Origin of the sequence: Alteromonas sp. ASW11-130 (assembly GCF_026183735.1) — a bacterium.
Taxonomy (GTDB): Bacteria; Pseudomonadota; Gammaproteobacteria; order Enterobacterales; family Alteromonadaceae; genus Alteromonas.
In genome coordinates, this window is the sequence record NZ_JAPFRE010000020.1 from 15408 (window position 1) to 28653 (window position 13246).

Genomic DNA, 13246 nt, shown 5'->3' on the forward strand with positions numbered 1-13246 from the left:
TGTGCGCACGTAAGAGAGCTTGTAACTAGTCACTCATCAGGTGATACGACTTATATCATTAAATATGGCGATACTCATTATGGTGAACAATAACATACCACCGATTCGAAATCCCCATTCCTGCACCTCTTCAGGGACAGGTTTGCCGGTAATTAGTTCAATCAAATAATACATTAAATGACCGCCATCCAGCATTGGCAAGGGAAGCAGGTTGATAATCCCTAAGTTAACGCTTATCAGAGCAAGAAAACTTAAGAAGTACACTAACCCATACCCAGCACTTACCCCTGCACCCTGCGCAATTGATATGGGGCCACTAAGACTTTTAACCGATACATCGCCGGTAAACAATTTGCCGATCATTTGTAAACTTAAAGTCACCAAGCGCCAGGTCTTATCTACAGCTCGCTCGAAGCCTTCGATTGGACCATAGTGATGCGTAAATATATAGCCCTGTGGCCACGGCTCAAAGTCGGGACTGACACCTAAATAACCTTGTAAGCTTCCTGCCGACTCACGTTGACCAACGGATGCTTGGACGGTAATTATACTATTTTCGCGGTGTAAATCTATTTGAGCGGGTTGGCCAGGCAACGCCTGTATTATTGCAACCACTTCTTGCCATGCTTCTACTTCAACACCATTCACCGCTTTAACGATATCGCCGGTCTGAATACCAGCCTGAGCAGCGGGACTATCATCTCCCACTACACGAATAGTGAGGGTTGGGTCAGGGGTAAATGGGGTTAAACCTAAACTGCTTAAAGCAGAGGCTTTGTCAGGATCAAATTGCCAAGAGCTAATATCAAAGGAAAGTTGTCGAAGCGAGCCAGATGCGTTTCTGACTTCAAGGGGAAGTTGCTTCTCACCAATAAACGAAACCAGCTCAAGATTGACGGATTCCCAGTCGGAAGTTGAATTATCACCGACCGAAACAATGGTATCGCCCACTTTTAGCCCGGATTGCTCGGCAATACTGCTTGGTTGAATATCCCCAACAACGGGTTTTACAGTTTCTATGCCAATTAAATACATCAGCCATAAAGCAGCGATAGCAAATAAAAAATTGACCCCTGGGCCTGCAGCAATTATTGCCATCCTTTTGCCCAGCGATTGATTATTGAATGCTCGGTGGCGATCTTCAGTTTTCACTTGATCGACTCTTTCGTCCAGCATTCTGACGTAGCCACCTAAGGGGATAGCGGCAATGACATATTCAGTGCCATCTTTGCCAAGACGCCGCCAAAGCGGCTTTCCGAAACCTATGGAGAACCTTTCAACTTTTACTCCGCAACGGCGAGCTACGTAAAAATGTCCCCATTCATGTACGGCGACTAATATTCCCAGTGCGACGATAAACGCCCCCAGGCTCCATAAAAATGCGAACACTAATTCAAACCTCTGATAACCTCGTTGGCAACTTCCCTTGCCCGTCTATCCTGTTCCAGAATTTGTTGGAGTGAAGAAACGCGCATTGGTTCCAATAGATTTAGCGTTTCTTCGTTCACTTCACTTATCTGGGTGAATTTTATCCGTTTATCTAGGAAAGCTTCAACCGCAACTTCATTTGCCGCATTTAAACGCGTGGTCGTACATTGACCTTCATTACATGCATCTATGGCTAATTTCAGACAAGGATAACGTTCATAACATGGTGTATCGAACTCTAAAGAGGCCACGTTAGCAAAGTCTAAATAACTTACGCCAGCATCAATTCGCTGCGGAAAAGCGAGTCCGTGAGCGATTGGCGTACGCATGTCTGGATTGCCTAACTGGGCAATAACAGAGCCGTCGACATACTGTACCATGGAGTGGATTGTACTTTGTGGATGAATAACGACAGAAATATCATCAGGTTTAGCCCCAAATAGCCAACATGCTTCGATAAACTCTAATCCTTTATTCATCATAGTCGCGGAATCAACAGTAATTTTGCGCCCCATATCCCAGTTTGGATGTGCACAAGCTTCATCCACCGTAATATCAGCGAACGTCGATAACGTTCTTGTTCTAAAGGCACCGCCGGAACCTGTGAGTAAGATACTATGGATTCCCGACGCGCTAAGATTTCCATACTCGAAATCGAGCGGTAGACATTGGAAAATAGCGTTATGTTCACTATCAATGGGCAAAATAGTCGCATTGGATTGCTTCGCCGCATCGATAAAAAGCGCCCCCGACATAACTAATGCTTCTTTATTTGCCAGCAGTACTTTTTTACCTGACCTCACCGCAGCTAACGTCGGGATAAGGCCCGCTGCTCCCACGATTGCCGCCATTACTGCATCTACTTCTGGGGCGCTCGCTACCTCTTCCAGCGCCTGTGGACCACATAAGATTTCTGAATGGAACTCGCTTAATGTAGCTGCGTAGTCCATTGCCCGTTGGTAAGCGGACTTATCGGCTATGACTACATATCGTGCGGCACAGCGCTGCGCCTGTTCCAGCAATTTCTCAATCTGGGTGTGCCCTGTCAACGCAAACACCCGGTATTTATCCGGGTGTCTGTTAATTACGTCAAGCGTACTTACACCAATAGAGCCGGTGGCCCCGAGTATGGTAATTGTCTGCATTAGGCCATCCAGCTAACATAACAAAATGCGAAAACAGGGAAGGCCGCGGTTAAACTGTCTATTCGATCTAATATACCGCCATGACCCGGTAAGATCCGACCACTGTCTTTTATACCTTCACAACGTTTCAACATGCTCTCGTTAAGGTCACCTAACGCCGACACGCCCACAGTAATTCCACCAATAAGAAGATGCAACCAGATACGCGAAGGCTCTACCTGATAATGTAATGCCGCAAAGGCAATAATGGCGAAAGAAGCCGCTATACCGCCGATCAATCCTTCGTAAGTTTTACCCGGAGACACATTAGGCCGTAACTTATGTCGACCAAATTTTACTCCAACAAAGAACGCACCTATGTCAGCCGCCCATACTATACCCAACACGTAAAAGATGAGTGATGCACCATATAGCGGATCGATATCAAATAAGCTGGTACGAAGCGACACGACTGCCACCCAAGTGGGGATTAGTGTAAGGAAACCAAACAAACTGCGGAGTTTAACGCTGGTGCGCCAATAGCTCGAATAGCGTGGATACGCGGAAATCATAGCTAATGAGAAAATCCACCAGATCACCGCAACAAATAGAATGAACTGGTAAATACCGTGAAGTTGGCCTTGGTACCAAATTACACTGTTATCCACCAGCATAGCCAATACGATGCAAGATAAAAACATAGCAGCCATGAAAAGCAATTTTTTAGGTCTTGCCTTGATTCCTGACATATTGGCCCATTCATAGCCTCCAAGCCCCACCACGGCGGCTATTACAACTTCAAACCACCAAATAGGTAAAAACAGAATGGCTATGAGGGCCAGCGGTGCAAGAATTAACGCCGTTAGGATTCTTTGTTTTAGCATGTGTAGGGTTTCAGCTTCGTCAACGTGAGAACTGTCCTTGGTTATTTTTAATTATTACTGTTTGCTTAGCTGACTTGTTCACCTGTAAGTCCAAAGCGTCTTTGGCGTGATTTAAAATCATTTACAGCAGTTTGAAATACTTCTTCGTTAAAGTCTGGCCATAACACATCCGTGAAGTACAACTCAGCATAGGCACATTGCCATAATAGAAAATTACTTATCCGATGCTCACCGCCGGTTCTAATTAAAAGGTCCAGTTCTGGCACCTGATGAGTCGATATTTTAGCATCAAATAGGCTTTCATCAATTTGCTCGGGAGTTATCTCACCCTGCTGAACCTGCGTAGCTAATTGCTTAGCGGCATTAACAATGTCCCATCTTCCGCCATAGTTTGCTGCAATATTAAGCACTAGCTGGCGGTTTTCTGCTGTCAGTGTTTCAGCTTTGCGAATTTTGTTAACCAGTTTGTCGTCAAAGGCAGAAACATCGCCAATCACTTTTAGACGGACACCGTTTTTATTCAGTTTTTTCACTTCACTATTCAAAACAAGATTAAATAGTTCCATTAATACTGACACTTCATCTTCAGGCCGTTTCCAGTTTTCACTGCTAAACGCAAACAATGTCAGGGATTGAATATCAGTTTGACGGGCAAAGCGCACCGCAGCGCGCACTGACTCAACGCCAGCTTTGTGACCAAACGTTCTAATTTTGCCTTTTTTCTGAGCCCAGCGGCCATTTCCATCCATTATAATGGCAACGTGCTTAGGACTACTGATCGCAGCAAACGTAGATTGATCATTACCTTGTTCTGATTGTAAAGCCTGACTCTCGTCAGGCTTTGATTTTTCGCGAGACCGCTTTGCCAGCATAATCGGCTTACACTTCCATTAACTCTTTTTCTTTATCTGCCAACAGTACGTCTAATTTTTTGACATAATCGTTGGTCAGAGTCTGAATATTTTCTTCTGCTGCGCGACTTTCATCTTCACTGATTTCTTTCTCTTTTAGCAACTCTTTAATATCGCTATTTGCATCTCGACGAATATTACGCACAGCTACACGGCCTTGTTCCACTTCGTTGCGAACAACACGAATCAGGTCTTTACGACGCTCTTCTGTTAATGGTGGAAGAGGAATCCGTATAGCAGCGCCAGCACTCATCGGATTTAGGCCCAAATCCGATTGCATAATAGCCTTCTCAACCGCCTGGATTGCACTTTTATCAAAGACTGTCAGCGCTAATGTACGGCTATCTTCAGCTACAACGTTTGCCACTTGTTTTAACGGCGTATCTACCCCATAGTACGGTACCATGATGCCATCTAATAAGCTTGGGTGCGCGCGACCCGTGCGAATTTTACTTAATTGACTTTTCAATGCACTCACGCTTTTTTCCATACGTTCCTGAGCATCTTTTTCAATTTCATCAATCACAATGGTGTTCCTATTTTTTACTAATTTAATTTTTCGGCATGGTCGATCAACGTGCCTTCTGGCTCTCCCATTACAACACGTTTTAAACAGCCCGGTTTGTTCATATTAAAGACTCGGATCGGAATTTTATGATCTCGTGCCAGCGTAAAGGCGGACAAGTCCATTACTTTTAGTTCTTTTTCTAACACTTCTTGATACGTCAGCTGGCTATACAGAGTCGCATCAGGATTCTTCACCGGATCATCACTAAACACGCCATCTACTTTAGTCGCTTTTAATACCGCGTCCGCTTCAATTTCGATGCCCCGTAAACATGCTGCCGAGTCAGTGGTAAAGAATGGATTACCTGTACCAGCAGAAAATATAACTACCCGTCCCGACTTTAACAAACTGATGGCTTCCGCCCAGTTGTAAGCATCGCACACACCATTTAATGGAATAGCAGACATTAATCTTGCATTAACAAAAGCGCGATGTAGCGCATCACGCATCGCTAATCCGTTCATCACGGTAGCCAACATACCCATATGATCGCCGACTACACGATTCATCCCTGCCTTAGCTAAACCTTCGCCGCGGAAGAGGTTCCCACCACCTATAACTAATCCAACTTGTACACCAAGCTCAACTAGTTCTTTAATTTCCTGCGCCATACGGTCCAGTACTTTAGGATCGATACCGAACCCTTCAGCTCCCATCAGCGCTTCACCACTTAACTTAAGTAAAATTCGGCGATATGCAGATTTCGGTGTGATACTCATTTGTTAAATAATCCTCATCAAGGCGGCTGGTGTCATTTCTCGTTAATAAAAAAATCACAACAAACGGCTTAGTTAGACTGGTATAGAAGCTTAGTTAGTCGTTGTCCTTTTTTCACCACTAACAGATTTGCTTATTCACTTATAAAAAAGCACCTCAAATGAGGTGCCTCGTAGTGTATCGGACATTCACAAAATGCAAAAGTCTAAGTCACACTTATTTCTTTGCAGCTTCCATTTGCGCGGCTACTTCTGCAGCGAAATCTTCAGATTTCTTCTCAATACCTTCACCGACTTCAAAACGAATGAAATTAATGACATCTGCATTTTTGCTCTTAACAAGCTCGCCAACAGTCATGGAAGGATCTTTCACGAAAGGTTGACCAGTTAAGCTGATTTCGCCCGTGAATTTCTTCATACGACCCGCAACCATTTTTTCTGCAATGTCAGCTGGCTTCCCTGATTGCATTGCGATTTCGATCTGGATCTCTTTTTCTTTTTCAACAACTTCAGCTGGAACTTGTTCAGGCTTAGTGAATTGTGGGCTAGCCGCAGCAACATGCATTGCTACGTCTTTTGCCAACTGCTCATCGCCACCGTTGAAAATAGTGATAACACCAATGCGTCCACCGTGAACGTAGGCGCCAAGATTGTCACCTTCTACGTTGATAACACGACGTGGAGAAATATTTTCACCAATCTTCGCTACCAAAGTGTCGCGCACATCAGAAATTTTCTGACCATCAAGTTCTGCATTATTCAGTTCTTCGATGTCATTAATGTTGTTTTCGTGGGCAACGTCAAGGATCTGGTTACCAAACTTAAGAAAACCTTCATCACGTGCAACAAAGTCAGTTTCACAATTAAGTTCAAGCATCGTAGCGCGATTGCCACTTACTTTGGTCAGAATTACACCTTCAGCGGCAATACGACCCGCTTTTTTAGCTGCTTTAGCCTGCCCAGATTTACGCATGTTTTCAATGGCCAGCTCGATGTCACCATCAGTTTCCATCAAAGCCTTTTTACAATCCATCATGCCTGCGCCGGTGCGCTCACGTAGTTCTTTAACTAGTGCTGCAGTCACTGCCATTTTTCAATTCCTCAGCAATAAATTAATTTGATAGGTAAAAGGGGCATGTCGCCCCTCTAAATAAATACTTTACTTACGCAATCTGCATAGTTAGGTCGAAACGAAAGTATCAGAATGCTGTGCCAGTATTATTCAACCGTTTCGACGAAGTCGTCTTGCTCAGCTTGTGCTTCAAGGTTATTGTTACGACCCTGATTCACCGCATCTGCTGCCGCATTCAAGTAAAGTTGAATTGCACGGATTGCATCGTCGTTACCCGGTATGATGTAATCAACACCATCTGGGTTTGAATTTGTATCTACTACACCAACAACTGGGATGCCCAGGTTACGTGCTTCAGTTACTGCGATGTGCTCGTGGTCGGCATCGATTACAAAGATACAGTCTGGCAGGCCACCCATATCTTTAATACCACCTAAGCTACTTTCAAGCTTGTCCATTTCACGCTGTAACATCAGCGCTTCTTTCTTGGTCAATTTCTCGAAGGTTCCGTCTTGGCTTTGCTGCTCAAGCTCTTTCAAACGACGGATTGACTGACGAACTGTTTTCCAGTTAGTCAACATTCCACCTAACCAACGCTTGTTTACATAAAACTGGTCACATTTTTGTGCAGCTTCTTTTACCGCCTCACCCGCAGCACGCTTAGTGCCGACAAAAAGGATTTTTCCTTTTTTAGAAGCAACACCTGAAAGGTAGTTAAGTGCTTCATTGAAAAGTGGAACAGTTTTCTCAAGGTTGATGATATGAACTTTGTTACGTGCACCGAAGATGTAAGACTTCATCTTAGGATTCCAGTAACGAGTTTGGTGACCAAAGTGCACGCCAGCTTTCAGCATGTCACGCATTGAAACGTTTGCCATGTTTAATTCCTCAAAATGGGGTTAGGCCTCCATACATCCTTTTTATCGATCCAATTTAATGGACACCCCGATCAAAAGTGTCGATGTATGTGTGTTATTTAAGTTAATTTCCCACGGTTTCACGCTATGTTGAAACGTGGTTTGCAAAATGCGGGCGCTTTATACCATGACCGGCGCCAAGACTCAAGTTAAAGAGAACATCAGATGCGGGTTTTGCGCTGCTTTCTTATTGGCTAGACTATACAGTTAGGCTACTTAACGCTAACATAAAAAGATATCGAGTCAGGTAATACCTGGTGAAAGCGTTTAAATTTTTAATTGAGGAAGACAGTGGCTGCAATTATTAAAACGGCTGAAGAAATAGAAAAAATGCGCGTGGCTGGCAAGCTTGCTGCGGACGTATTAACCATGATAACACCACACGTTAAAAAAGGCGTGACTACGGATGAACTAAATACCTTATGCCATGACTATATAGTAAATGTGCAAGGTGCCGTTCCAGCTCCACTGAATTATGGTCATCCGCCGTTTCCTAAATCTATTTGCACCTCAGTTAATCATGTTATTTGTCATGGCATTCCTTCAGATAAAAAATTAAAAGATGGCGACACGCTAAACATTGACGTTACTGTGATAAAAGATGGTTATCATGGTGATACGTCAAAAATGTTTGTGGTGGGAAAGCCAAGCATTCTTGCTGAGCGCTTGATTAGAGTAACGCAGGAGTGCTTGTACAACGCTATCAAATTAGTTAAGCCTGGCACAACCCTGGGCGATATTGGTCATGCCTGTCAACAGCATGCCGAAAAGCATAACTATTCAATAGTACGTGAATATTGTGGGCACGGTATCGGAGCAGGTTTTCATGAAGACCCTCAAATTGTGCACTATGGAAAGCCTGGCACTGGTGAGACAATTGAAGCCGGAATGTGCTTTACCATTGAGCCGATGGTAAACGCGGGCAAACGTTACAGTAAACTTTTACCTGATCAATGGACGGTCGTTACAAAAGATCGCAGTTTGAGCGCGCAATGGGAACACACCTTACTGGTTACTGAAAACGGCGTAGAAATATTGACATTACGCGATGAGGAAGATTTACCACGAGTAATCAGTCACACTTCATGACTCAACTGGTATATTGAATATCTATTCAATATACCTAGCACTTTATGATACAGACCAATCAGTGATAAAGTGCGAGTTCATTACCAAAAGCAATCATCGGGGCAACCAATATTGAGCCTGCAACAGCTAATCGACCAAATCGAAGACATTGACTCTATCAATGATTTTGTGTCGATTAAAAAGTGTATCAACGATAGCTACGACTGGCTAAAATCATCGTTTGAGCACCTTGCCGTAAATCAATTAGTGACGGGTAGAGCCACATTTGTTGATGCGGTGCTCTCGCACTTATGGGAATTGTCCGGATTAGATCAATACGATGATATCGCGCTTTGCGCCGTGGGGGGCTACGGGCGAGGCCACTTACAACCTTATTCGGATATTGATTTATTATTTGTCAGTAAAAAGTTATTACCTCAACCTGTACAAGATAAAGTTAGTCAATTCATCACTTTATTGTGGGACATCAAGCTGGATGTCGGTCAATCCGTTCGCACCATTAAAGAAACCGTAAAGCTGGCAAAAGAGGATATTAGTATAGCCACCAACCTAGTTGAGTCACGCTTGCTTTGCGGAAATGAACAAGTCTTCGATGCTATGTGGGAAGCAGTCAACAACAACCACGTGTGGACTTCTCGCGCATTTTTCAAAGCGAAATACGATGAGCAACTTTCTCGACATGCAAAGTTTCACGGTACAGCATACAACTTAGAACCCAATATAAAAGAGAACCCTGGTTGTTTGCGCGACATTCAAACCATCGGTTGGGTCGCAAAAAAGCATTTTAAGGAATATGATGGCTGGAACCTAGTAGGTCATGGCTATTTTACCGAACAGGAACACAGCGAACTTATTACTTGCCGTATGCATTTGTGGCGAATACGTTGCGCACTACATTTGGTAGCGGGACGTTCGGAAAACCGTTTGTTATTTGACTACCAAGCTGACGTCGCGGAACTACTCGGCTACGGAAAAGAAAGCAAGCCTGCGGTCGAGGAAATGATGCGGGACTTTTTCCGCATTGTTCGCCAGGTATCGGAACTAAACAGTATGTTGTTAAAGCGGTTCAGATATGAGTTGCTTGACCACAATGTATCGCAAACGAAGCAGGTCAACGATAAGTTTTGCTTGCTCGATGGTATGATCTCTCCGCTTTCTGACAATGTATTCACCTCGCCAGAGGATATTCTCGATTTTTTAGACACTGTCGCAAATACCCCTGATGTCGATGGCTTGGATACTGATTGTATTCGTCAGCTTCGGAACGCCCGTCGCAAATTTGTGGGCCAGTACTTCGTGGAACGCGAAGCTTGTCGTCCGCGCATGATAAAGCTGTTAAAACAACCGCATTTTTTCGATTTCGGTTGGGACATTATGCATAAATACGGCATTTTGCAAAGTTACCTGCCTGAATGGGATGCTATTGTCGGCATGATGCAATTTGACTTATTTCATGCTTACACTGTCGATGAACATACTCATCGTCTAGTGAAAAACGTTAACCGCTACCATTCTAAAGACAATACTGAATTTCCCCGCTGTAAACGTATTGTGCGTAATGCTGACAAACCCGAACTTTTGTATATAGCAGCCATCTTTCATGATATTGCGAAGGGTCGTAATGGTGACCATTCATTATTGGGCGCAGTTGATGTACTCAAATTTTGTGAAACTCACGAAATCGCAAAAGCGGATTCACAGCTTATCAGCTGGTTGGTGGAAAACCACCTGCTGATGTCAATGGTTGCCCAACGCCGAGATATTTATGATCATGAAGTAATTAACGAGTTCGCAACCGCTGTCCGCACCCATAAACATTTAGAGCTACTTTATGCGTTAACGCTTGCTGATATTCGCGCCACCAACGACAACCTTTGGAATGACTGGAAAGCCTCTTTACTTAAAGAGCTTTATCTAATGACCAAAAAGGCTTTAGATAACGGCTTACAGTGCCGGGACACGCTTAACGACAGAATAGACCTGCATCGGGAAACTGCATTACGATATTTGCAAAACCATAATATTGAAGAGCATGCTATCGCTACGTTATGGGAGCGGCTAGAAGAAGATTACTTTATACGCTTTTCCCCCGAGCAAATTGCTTGGCACACAGAACAAATTATTCTGGCGCAAAACGATTTACTTCAATCCAACCCAGAAGCCATTTTGGTTAAAGCTAGTGATGAAAGTGCCAAAGGTGGTACTGAAATTCTTATCTACGGCAAGGATCGCAAAGCTCTGTTTGCTCAAGTCGCCTCAGTAATAGATAGCCGCAATTGTTCCATTCACGATGCGCATATTACCGTGACAGCAGATGGATATGTGTTTGACAGCCTGATTGTACTGGAAAATGACGGTACTCGGCTTACTGCAGCTTCTCGTATCCGCAATCTTGAAGCGGCCATTACTGAACAGCTTTTGAAACCGGGCCGGGCACACAGTAATAACCGCAAAATCTCCCGCCGAATGCGGCAGTTAGATGTGCCTACTAAAATCCGCTTTTTCGGCGCAGGCGATGACGCTACTTTAGTAGAATTAGAAGCACTGGATGCGCCTGGAATTTTAGCTAAAATCGGTCACGCCTTTGTCGACTGTGGCGTGGTGCTTAAACTCGCTAAAATTGCCACTATCGGCGAACGGGCTGAAGATATTTTTATTGTATGCAATGACGAAGGTGAAGCCTTGTCGCCAGAACAACAAATAACGTTAAAGAAACGTATTTTATTCAAACTCGATCAACTTGAAGACATCAATATATCATGACAGACATAAAACAAATCATAGAAGACGCCTTTGAATCTCGCGACACCATTTCGCCTTCAGACGCTGACACTGAAGTTAAAGCGGCAGTTAACGAAGCTATTCGAATGCTCAATAGTGGCGAAGCGCGGGTTGCTGAGAAAATCGCCGGCGAATGGGTGGTTCATCAGTGGTTGAAAAAGGCTGTTTTGCTTTATTTCCGTCTACATAACAACATAGTAATTGAGGGTGCAGAAAGTCGTTTCTTTGACAAAGTACCGCTAAAATACTCGGACTACTCACCAGAAGAGTTTGTGTCAGCAGGCGTAAGAATAGTCCCACCCGCGGCCGTTAGAACAGGCAGCTACCTGGGTAAAAATGTTGTCGTAATGCCGTCTTATGTAAACATCGGTGCTTATATAGACGAAGGGTGCATGGTGGATACCTGGGCAACGGTAGGCTCGTGTGCACAGATTGGTAGAAATGTTCATTTATCTGGGGGCGTAGGTATCGGTGGTGTACTCGAACCCCTTCAGGCCAACCCAACCATTATCGAAGATAATTGCTTCATCGGCGCCCGTTCAGAGATTGTAGAAGGCGTTATCGTAGAAGAAGGTGCGGTAATCTCTATGGGTGTTTACATCGGCCAAAGCACCCGGATATTTGATCGCGAAACTGGTGAAATACATTACGGTCGTGTTCCTGCAGGTTCAGTTGTTGTGCCCGGTAACCTGCCAAACAAAGACGGAACATATAGTTTATATGCTGCAATTATCGTGAAGAAAGTGGATGCGAAAACGCGGGCTAAAGTGGGAATTAACGCGCTACTGCGTAGTGTTGAGTAGCCTGATTCCATTACCTCTATAAGGGCAGTATGCTGCCCTTATAACGATAAACAATAACATTGTGTCAAAAGCTTAAGAGCTTGCAGAACATTTATCGATAGCTACGTGTAGACCCTTTCAAATTTGGATCGCTTGTCGGTGTGAACCACCGTTCTTCGCAGGTCTGGAATTTTCCATCTTTTATAGTCGTGAAGGAAAAGTTTCTACTTTTTATCGCAAAAACTGCGTTTTTAGTGCCGGGTGTCTTCATCTATATGACAAGTTGTTCACCCGATTGATAATCGGGAACGCTTTGCCTATTGGTGGGTCACCTATAAATGATAGTTCATCGCTAGTGGGAAAAAATTAGGTTACTATCTTTGTAATGAAGGAAGGAGAGGCTTTCAATACAATTGCAATCGCTCGTCAGCAATTATCCAGCGACCGCAATTCAATTAAGGAATGTCTTTTTATTCTCTACTGGAATAAGTTTAACCAAAACGCAGCCATCCATGCCTGCTAATTAAATTAACTTATCCTTGATGTCAGCAACCCAATCCTTCACCATCTGTTCCGGTTCAAATGTCTCAAGCGCATCCACTTCGAGCATGTCAGTCACTGGCTTAGCTTGCAGCTCTGTTAGCAACTCTTGAAAATGACGACCGCCACCACAAAAAGTGTCATAACTGCTATCCCCTAATGCCGCGACGGCAAAAGGTTTGTCCGTTAACAAAGGAAACGTATCTTTTAGCTCTGCGTGAACAAACTCAAGGTTAGGCGGTATATCTCCCTGCCCTGTGGTGGACGTGATCACCAATATAGCATCTGCTCGCGTAAAATCATCAATAGATGGGTCTGAAAATAACTCACATTCAACGCCATCGCTGGATAACATTTCATGCACTTCTTCTGCTACATGTTGTGCATTACCATACACGCTACCTGCAAATATATGTAACTTGGTCATTTACTAC

At 44.0% G+C, this 13246-nt stretch carries 12 protein-coding genes; 3 read left to right on the plus strand and 9 right to left on the minus strand.

The annotated features are described in order from the left end of the window. Nucleotides 1-36 precede the first annotated feature (36 nt). From rseP to rpsB, 8 genes are all read right to left on the minus strand, one after another. Nucleotides 37-1389 (minus strand): sigma E protease regulator RseP, encoded by a 1353-nt coding sequence (rseP, locus tag OPS28_RS07570; protein WP_265608852.1) that lies wholly within the window; start codon nt 1387-1389, stop codon nt 37-39. Further along, nucleotides 1389-2573, minus strand: a complete 1185-nt coding sequence (gene ispC, locus OPS28_RS07575; RefSeq protein ID WP_265608853.1) for a 1-deoxy-D-xylulose-5-phosphate reductoisomerase — start codon at nt 2571-2573, stop codon at nt 1389-1391. Before ispC ends, rseP begins: the two co-directional genes overlap by 1 nt. Further along, nucleotides 2573-3436, minus strand: a complete 864-nt coding sequence (locus OPS28_RS07580) for a phosphatidate cytidylyltransferase (RefSeq protein ID WP_265608854.1) — start codon at nt 3434-3436, stop codon at nt 2573-2575. Before OPS28_RS07580 ends, ispC begins: the two co-directional genes overlap by 1 nt. A 65-nt stretch (nt 3437-3501) precedes the next feature. Continuing rightward, on the minus strand, nt 3502-4185 hold the full coding sequence (gene uppS, locus OPS28_RS07585; RefSeq protein WP_442863976.1) for a polyprenyl diphosphate synthase: 684 nt from the start codon (nt 4183-4185) through the stop codon (nt 3502-3504). 130 nt (nt 4186-4315) lie between these two features. Beyond that, nucleotides 4316-4873: a ribosome recycling factor gene (gene frr / locus OPS28_RS07590; RefSeq protein WP_265608856.1), complete on the minus strand. Its 558-nt coding sequence runs from the start codon at nt 4871-4873 to the stop codon at nt 4316-4318. A 20-nt stretch (nt 4874-4893) separates the two neighbouring features. After that, nucleotides 4894-5634, minus strand: coding sequence for a UMP kinase (gene pyrH / locus OPS28_RS07595; RefSeq protein ID WP_265608857.1), 741 nt, complete (start codon nt 5632-5634; stop codon nt 4894-4896). 214 nt (nt 5635-5848) lie between these two features. Continuing rightward, complete coding sequence (tsf, locus tag OPS28_RS07600; RefSeq protein ID WP_265608858.1) at nt 5849-6721, minus strand: translation elongation factor Ts; 873 nt, start codon at nt 6719-6721, stop codon at nt 5849-5851. Nucleotides 6722-6849: 128 nt separating this feature from the next. Beyond that, entirely contained in the window at nt 6850-7581 is a 732-nt protein-coding gene (rpsB, locus tag OPS28_RS07605; protein WP_265608859.1) for a 30S ribosomal protein S2, read from the minus strand. A 330-nt stretch (nt 7582-7911) separates the two neighbouring features. Between rpsB and map the strand changes: the two genes are divergently transcribed. The 3 genes from map to dapD all read left to right on the plus strand — a co-directional run bounded on the left by map (nt 7912) and on the right by dapD (nt 12293). Then, the gene (map, locus tag OPS28_RS07610; protein ID WP_265608860.1) at nt 7912-8709 is read left to right on the plus strand and encodes a type I methionyl aminopeptidase; all 798 of its coding nucleotides are present in this window, start codon (nt 7912-7914) and stop codon (nt 8707-8709) included. Nucleotides 8710-8820: 111 nt separating this feature from the next. After that, nucleotides 8821-11472, plus strand: coding sequence for a [protein-PII] uridylyltransferase (glnD, locus tag OPS28_RS07615; RefSeq protein ID WP_265608927.1), 2652 nt, complete (start codon nt 8821-8823; stop codon nt 11470-11472). Continuing rightward, nucleotides 11469-12293, plus strand: a complete 825-nt coding sequence (gene dapD / locus OPS28_RS07620) for a 2,3,4,5-tetrahydropyridine-2,6-dicarboxylate N-succinyltransferase (protein WP_265608861.1) — start codon at nt 11469-11471, stop codon at nt 12291-12293. The genes glnD and dapD overlap by 4 nt, the downstream gene beginning before the upstream one ends. A gap of 502 nt (nt 12294-12795) precedes the next feature. Here dapD and OPS28_RS07625 read toward each other — a convergent pair. Further along, nucleotides 12796-13239 carry a flavodoxin gene (locus OPS28_RS07625; protein ID WP_265608862.1) on the minus strand — a complete coding sequence of 148 codons (444 nt, stop codon included), beginning with the start codon at nt 13237-13239 and terminating at the stop codon, nt 12796-12798. Nucleotides 13240-13246: the final 7 nt, after the last annotated feature.

What these genes read in the sequence shown, in the direction of transcription:
- ispC (WP_265608853.1), bottom strand. Translation starts at nt 2,573, where the DNA reads ATGCAGACAATTACCATACTCGGGGCCACCGGCTCTATTGGTGTAAGT.
- OPS28_RS07580 (WP_265608854.1), bottom strand. Translation starts at nt 3,436, where the DNA reads ATGCTAAAACAAAGAATCCTAACGGCGTTAATTCTTGCACCGCTGGCC.
- uppS (WP_442863976.1), bottom strand. Translation starts at nt 4,185, where the DNA reads ATGGATGGAAATGGCCGCTGGGCTCAGAAAAAAGGCAAAATTAGAACG.
- pyrH (WP_265608857.1), bottom strand. Translation starts at nt 5,634, where the DNA reads ATGAGTATCACACCGAAATCTGCATATCGCCGAATTTTACTTAAGTTA.
- tsf (WP_265608858.1), bottom strand. Translation starts at nt 6,721, where the DNA reads ATGGCAGTGACTGCAGCACTAGTTAAAGAACTACGTGAGCGCACCGGC.
- rpsB (WP_265608859.1), bottom strand. Translation starts at nt 7,581, where the DNA reads ATGGCAAACGTTTCAATGCGTGACATGCTGAAAGCTGGCGTGCACTTT.
- dapD (WP_265608861.1), top strand. Translation starts at nt 11,469, where the DNA reads ATGACAGACATAAAACAAATCATAGAAGACGCCTTTGAATCTCGCGAC.
- OPS28_RS07625 (WP_265608862.1), bottom strand. Translation starts at nt 13,239, where the DNA reads ATGACCAAGTTACATATATTTGCAGGTAGCGTGTATGGTAATGCACAA.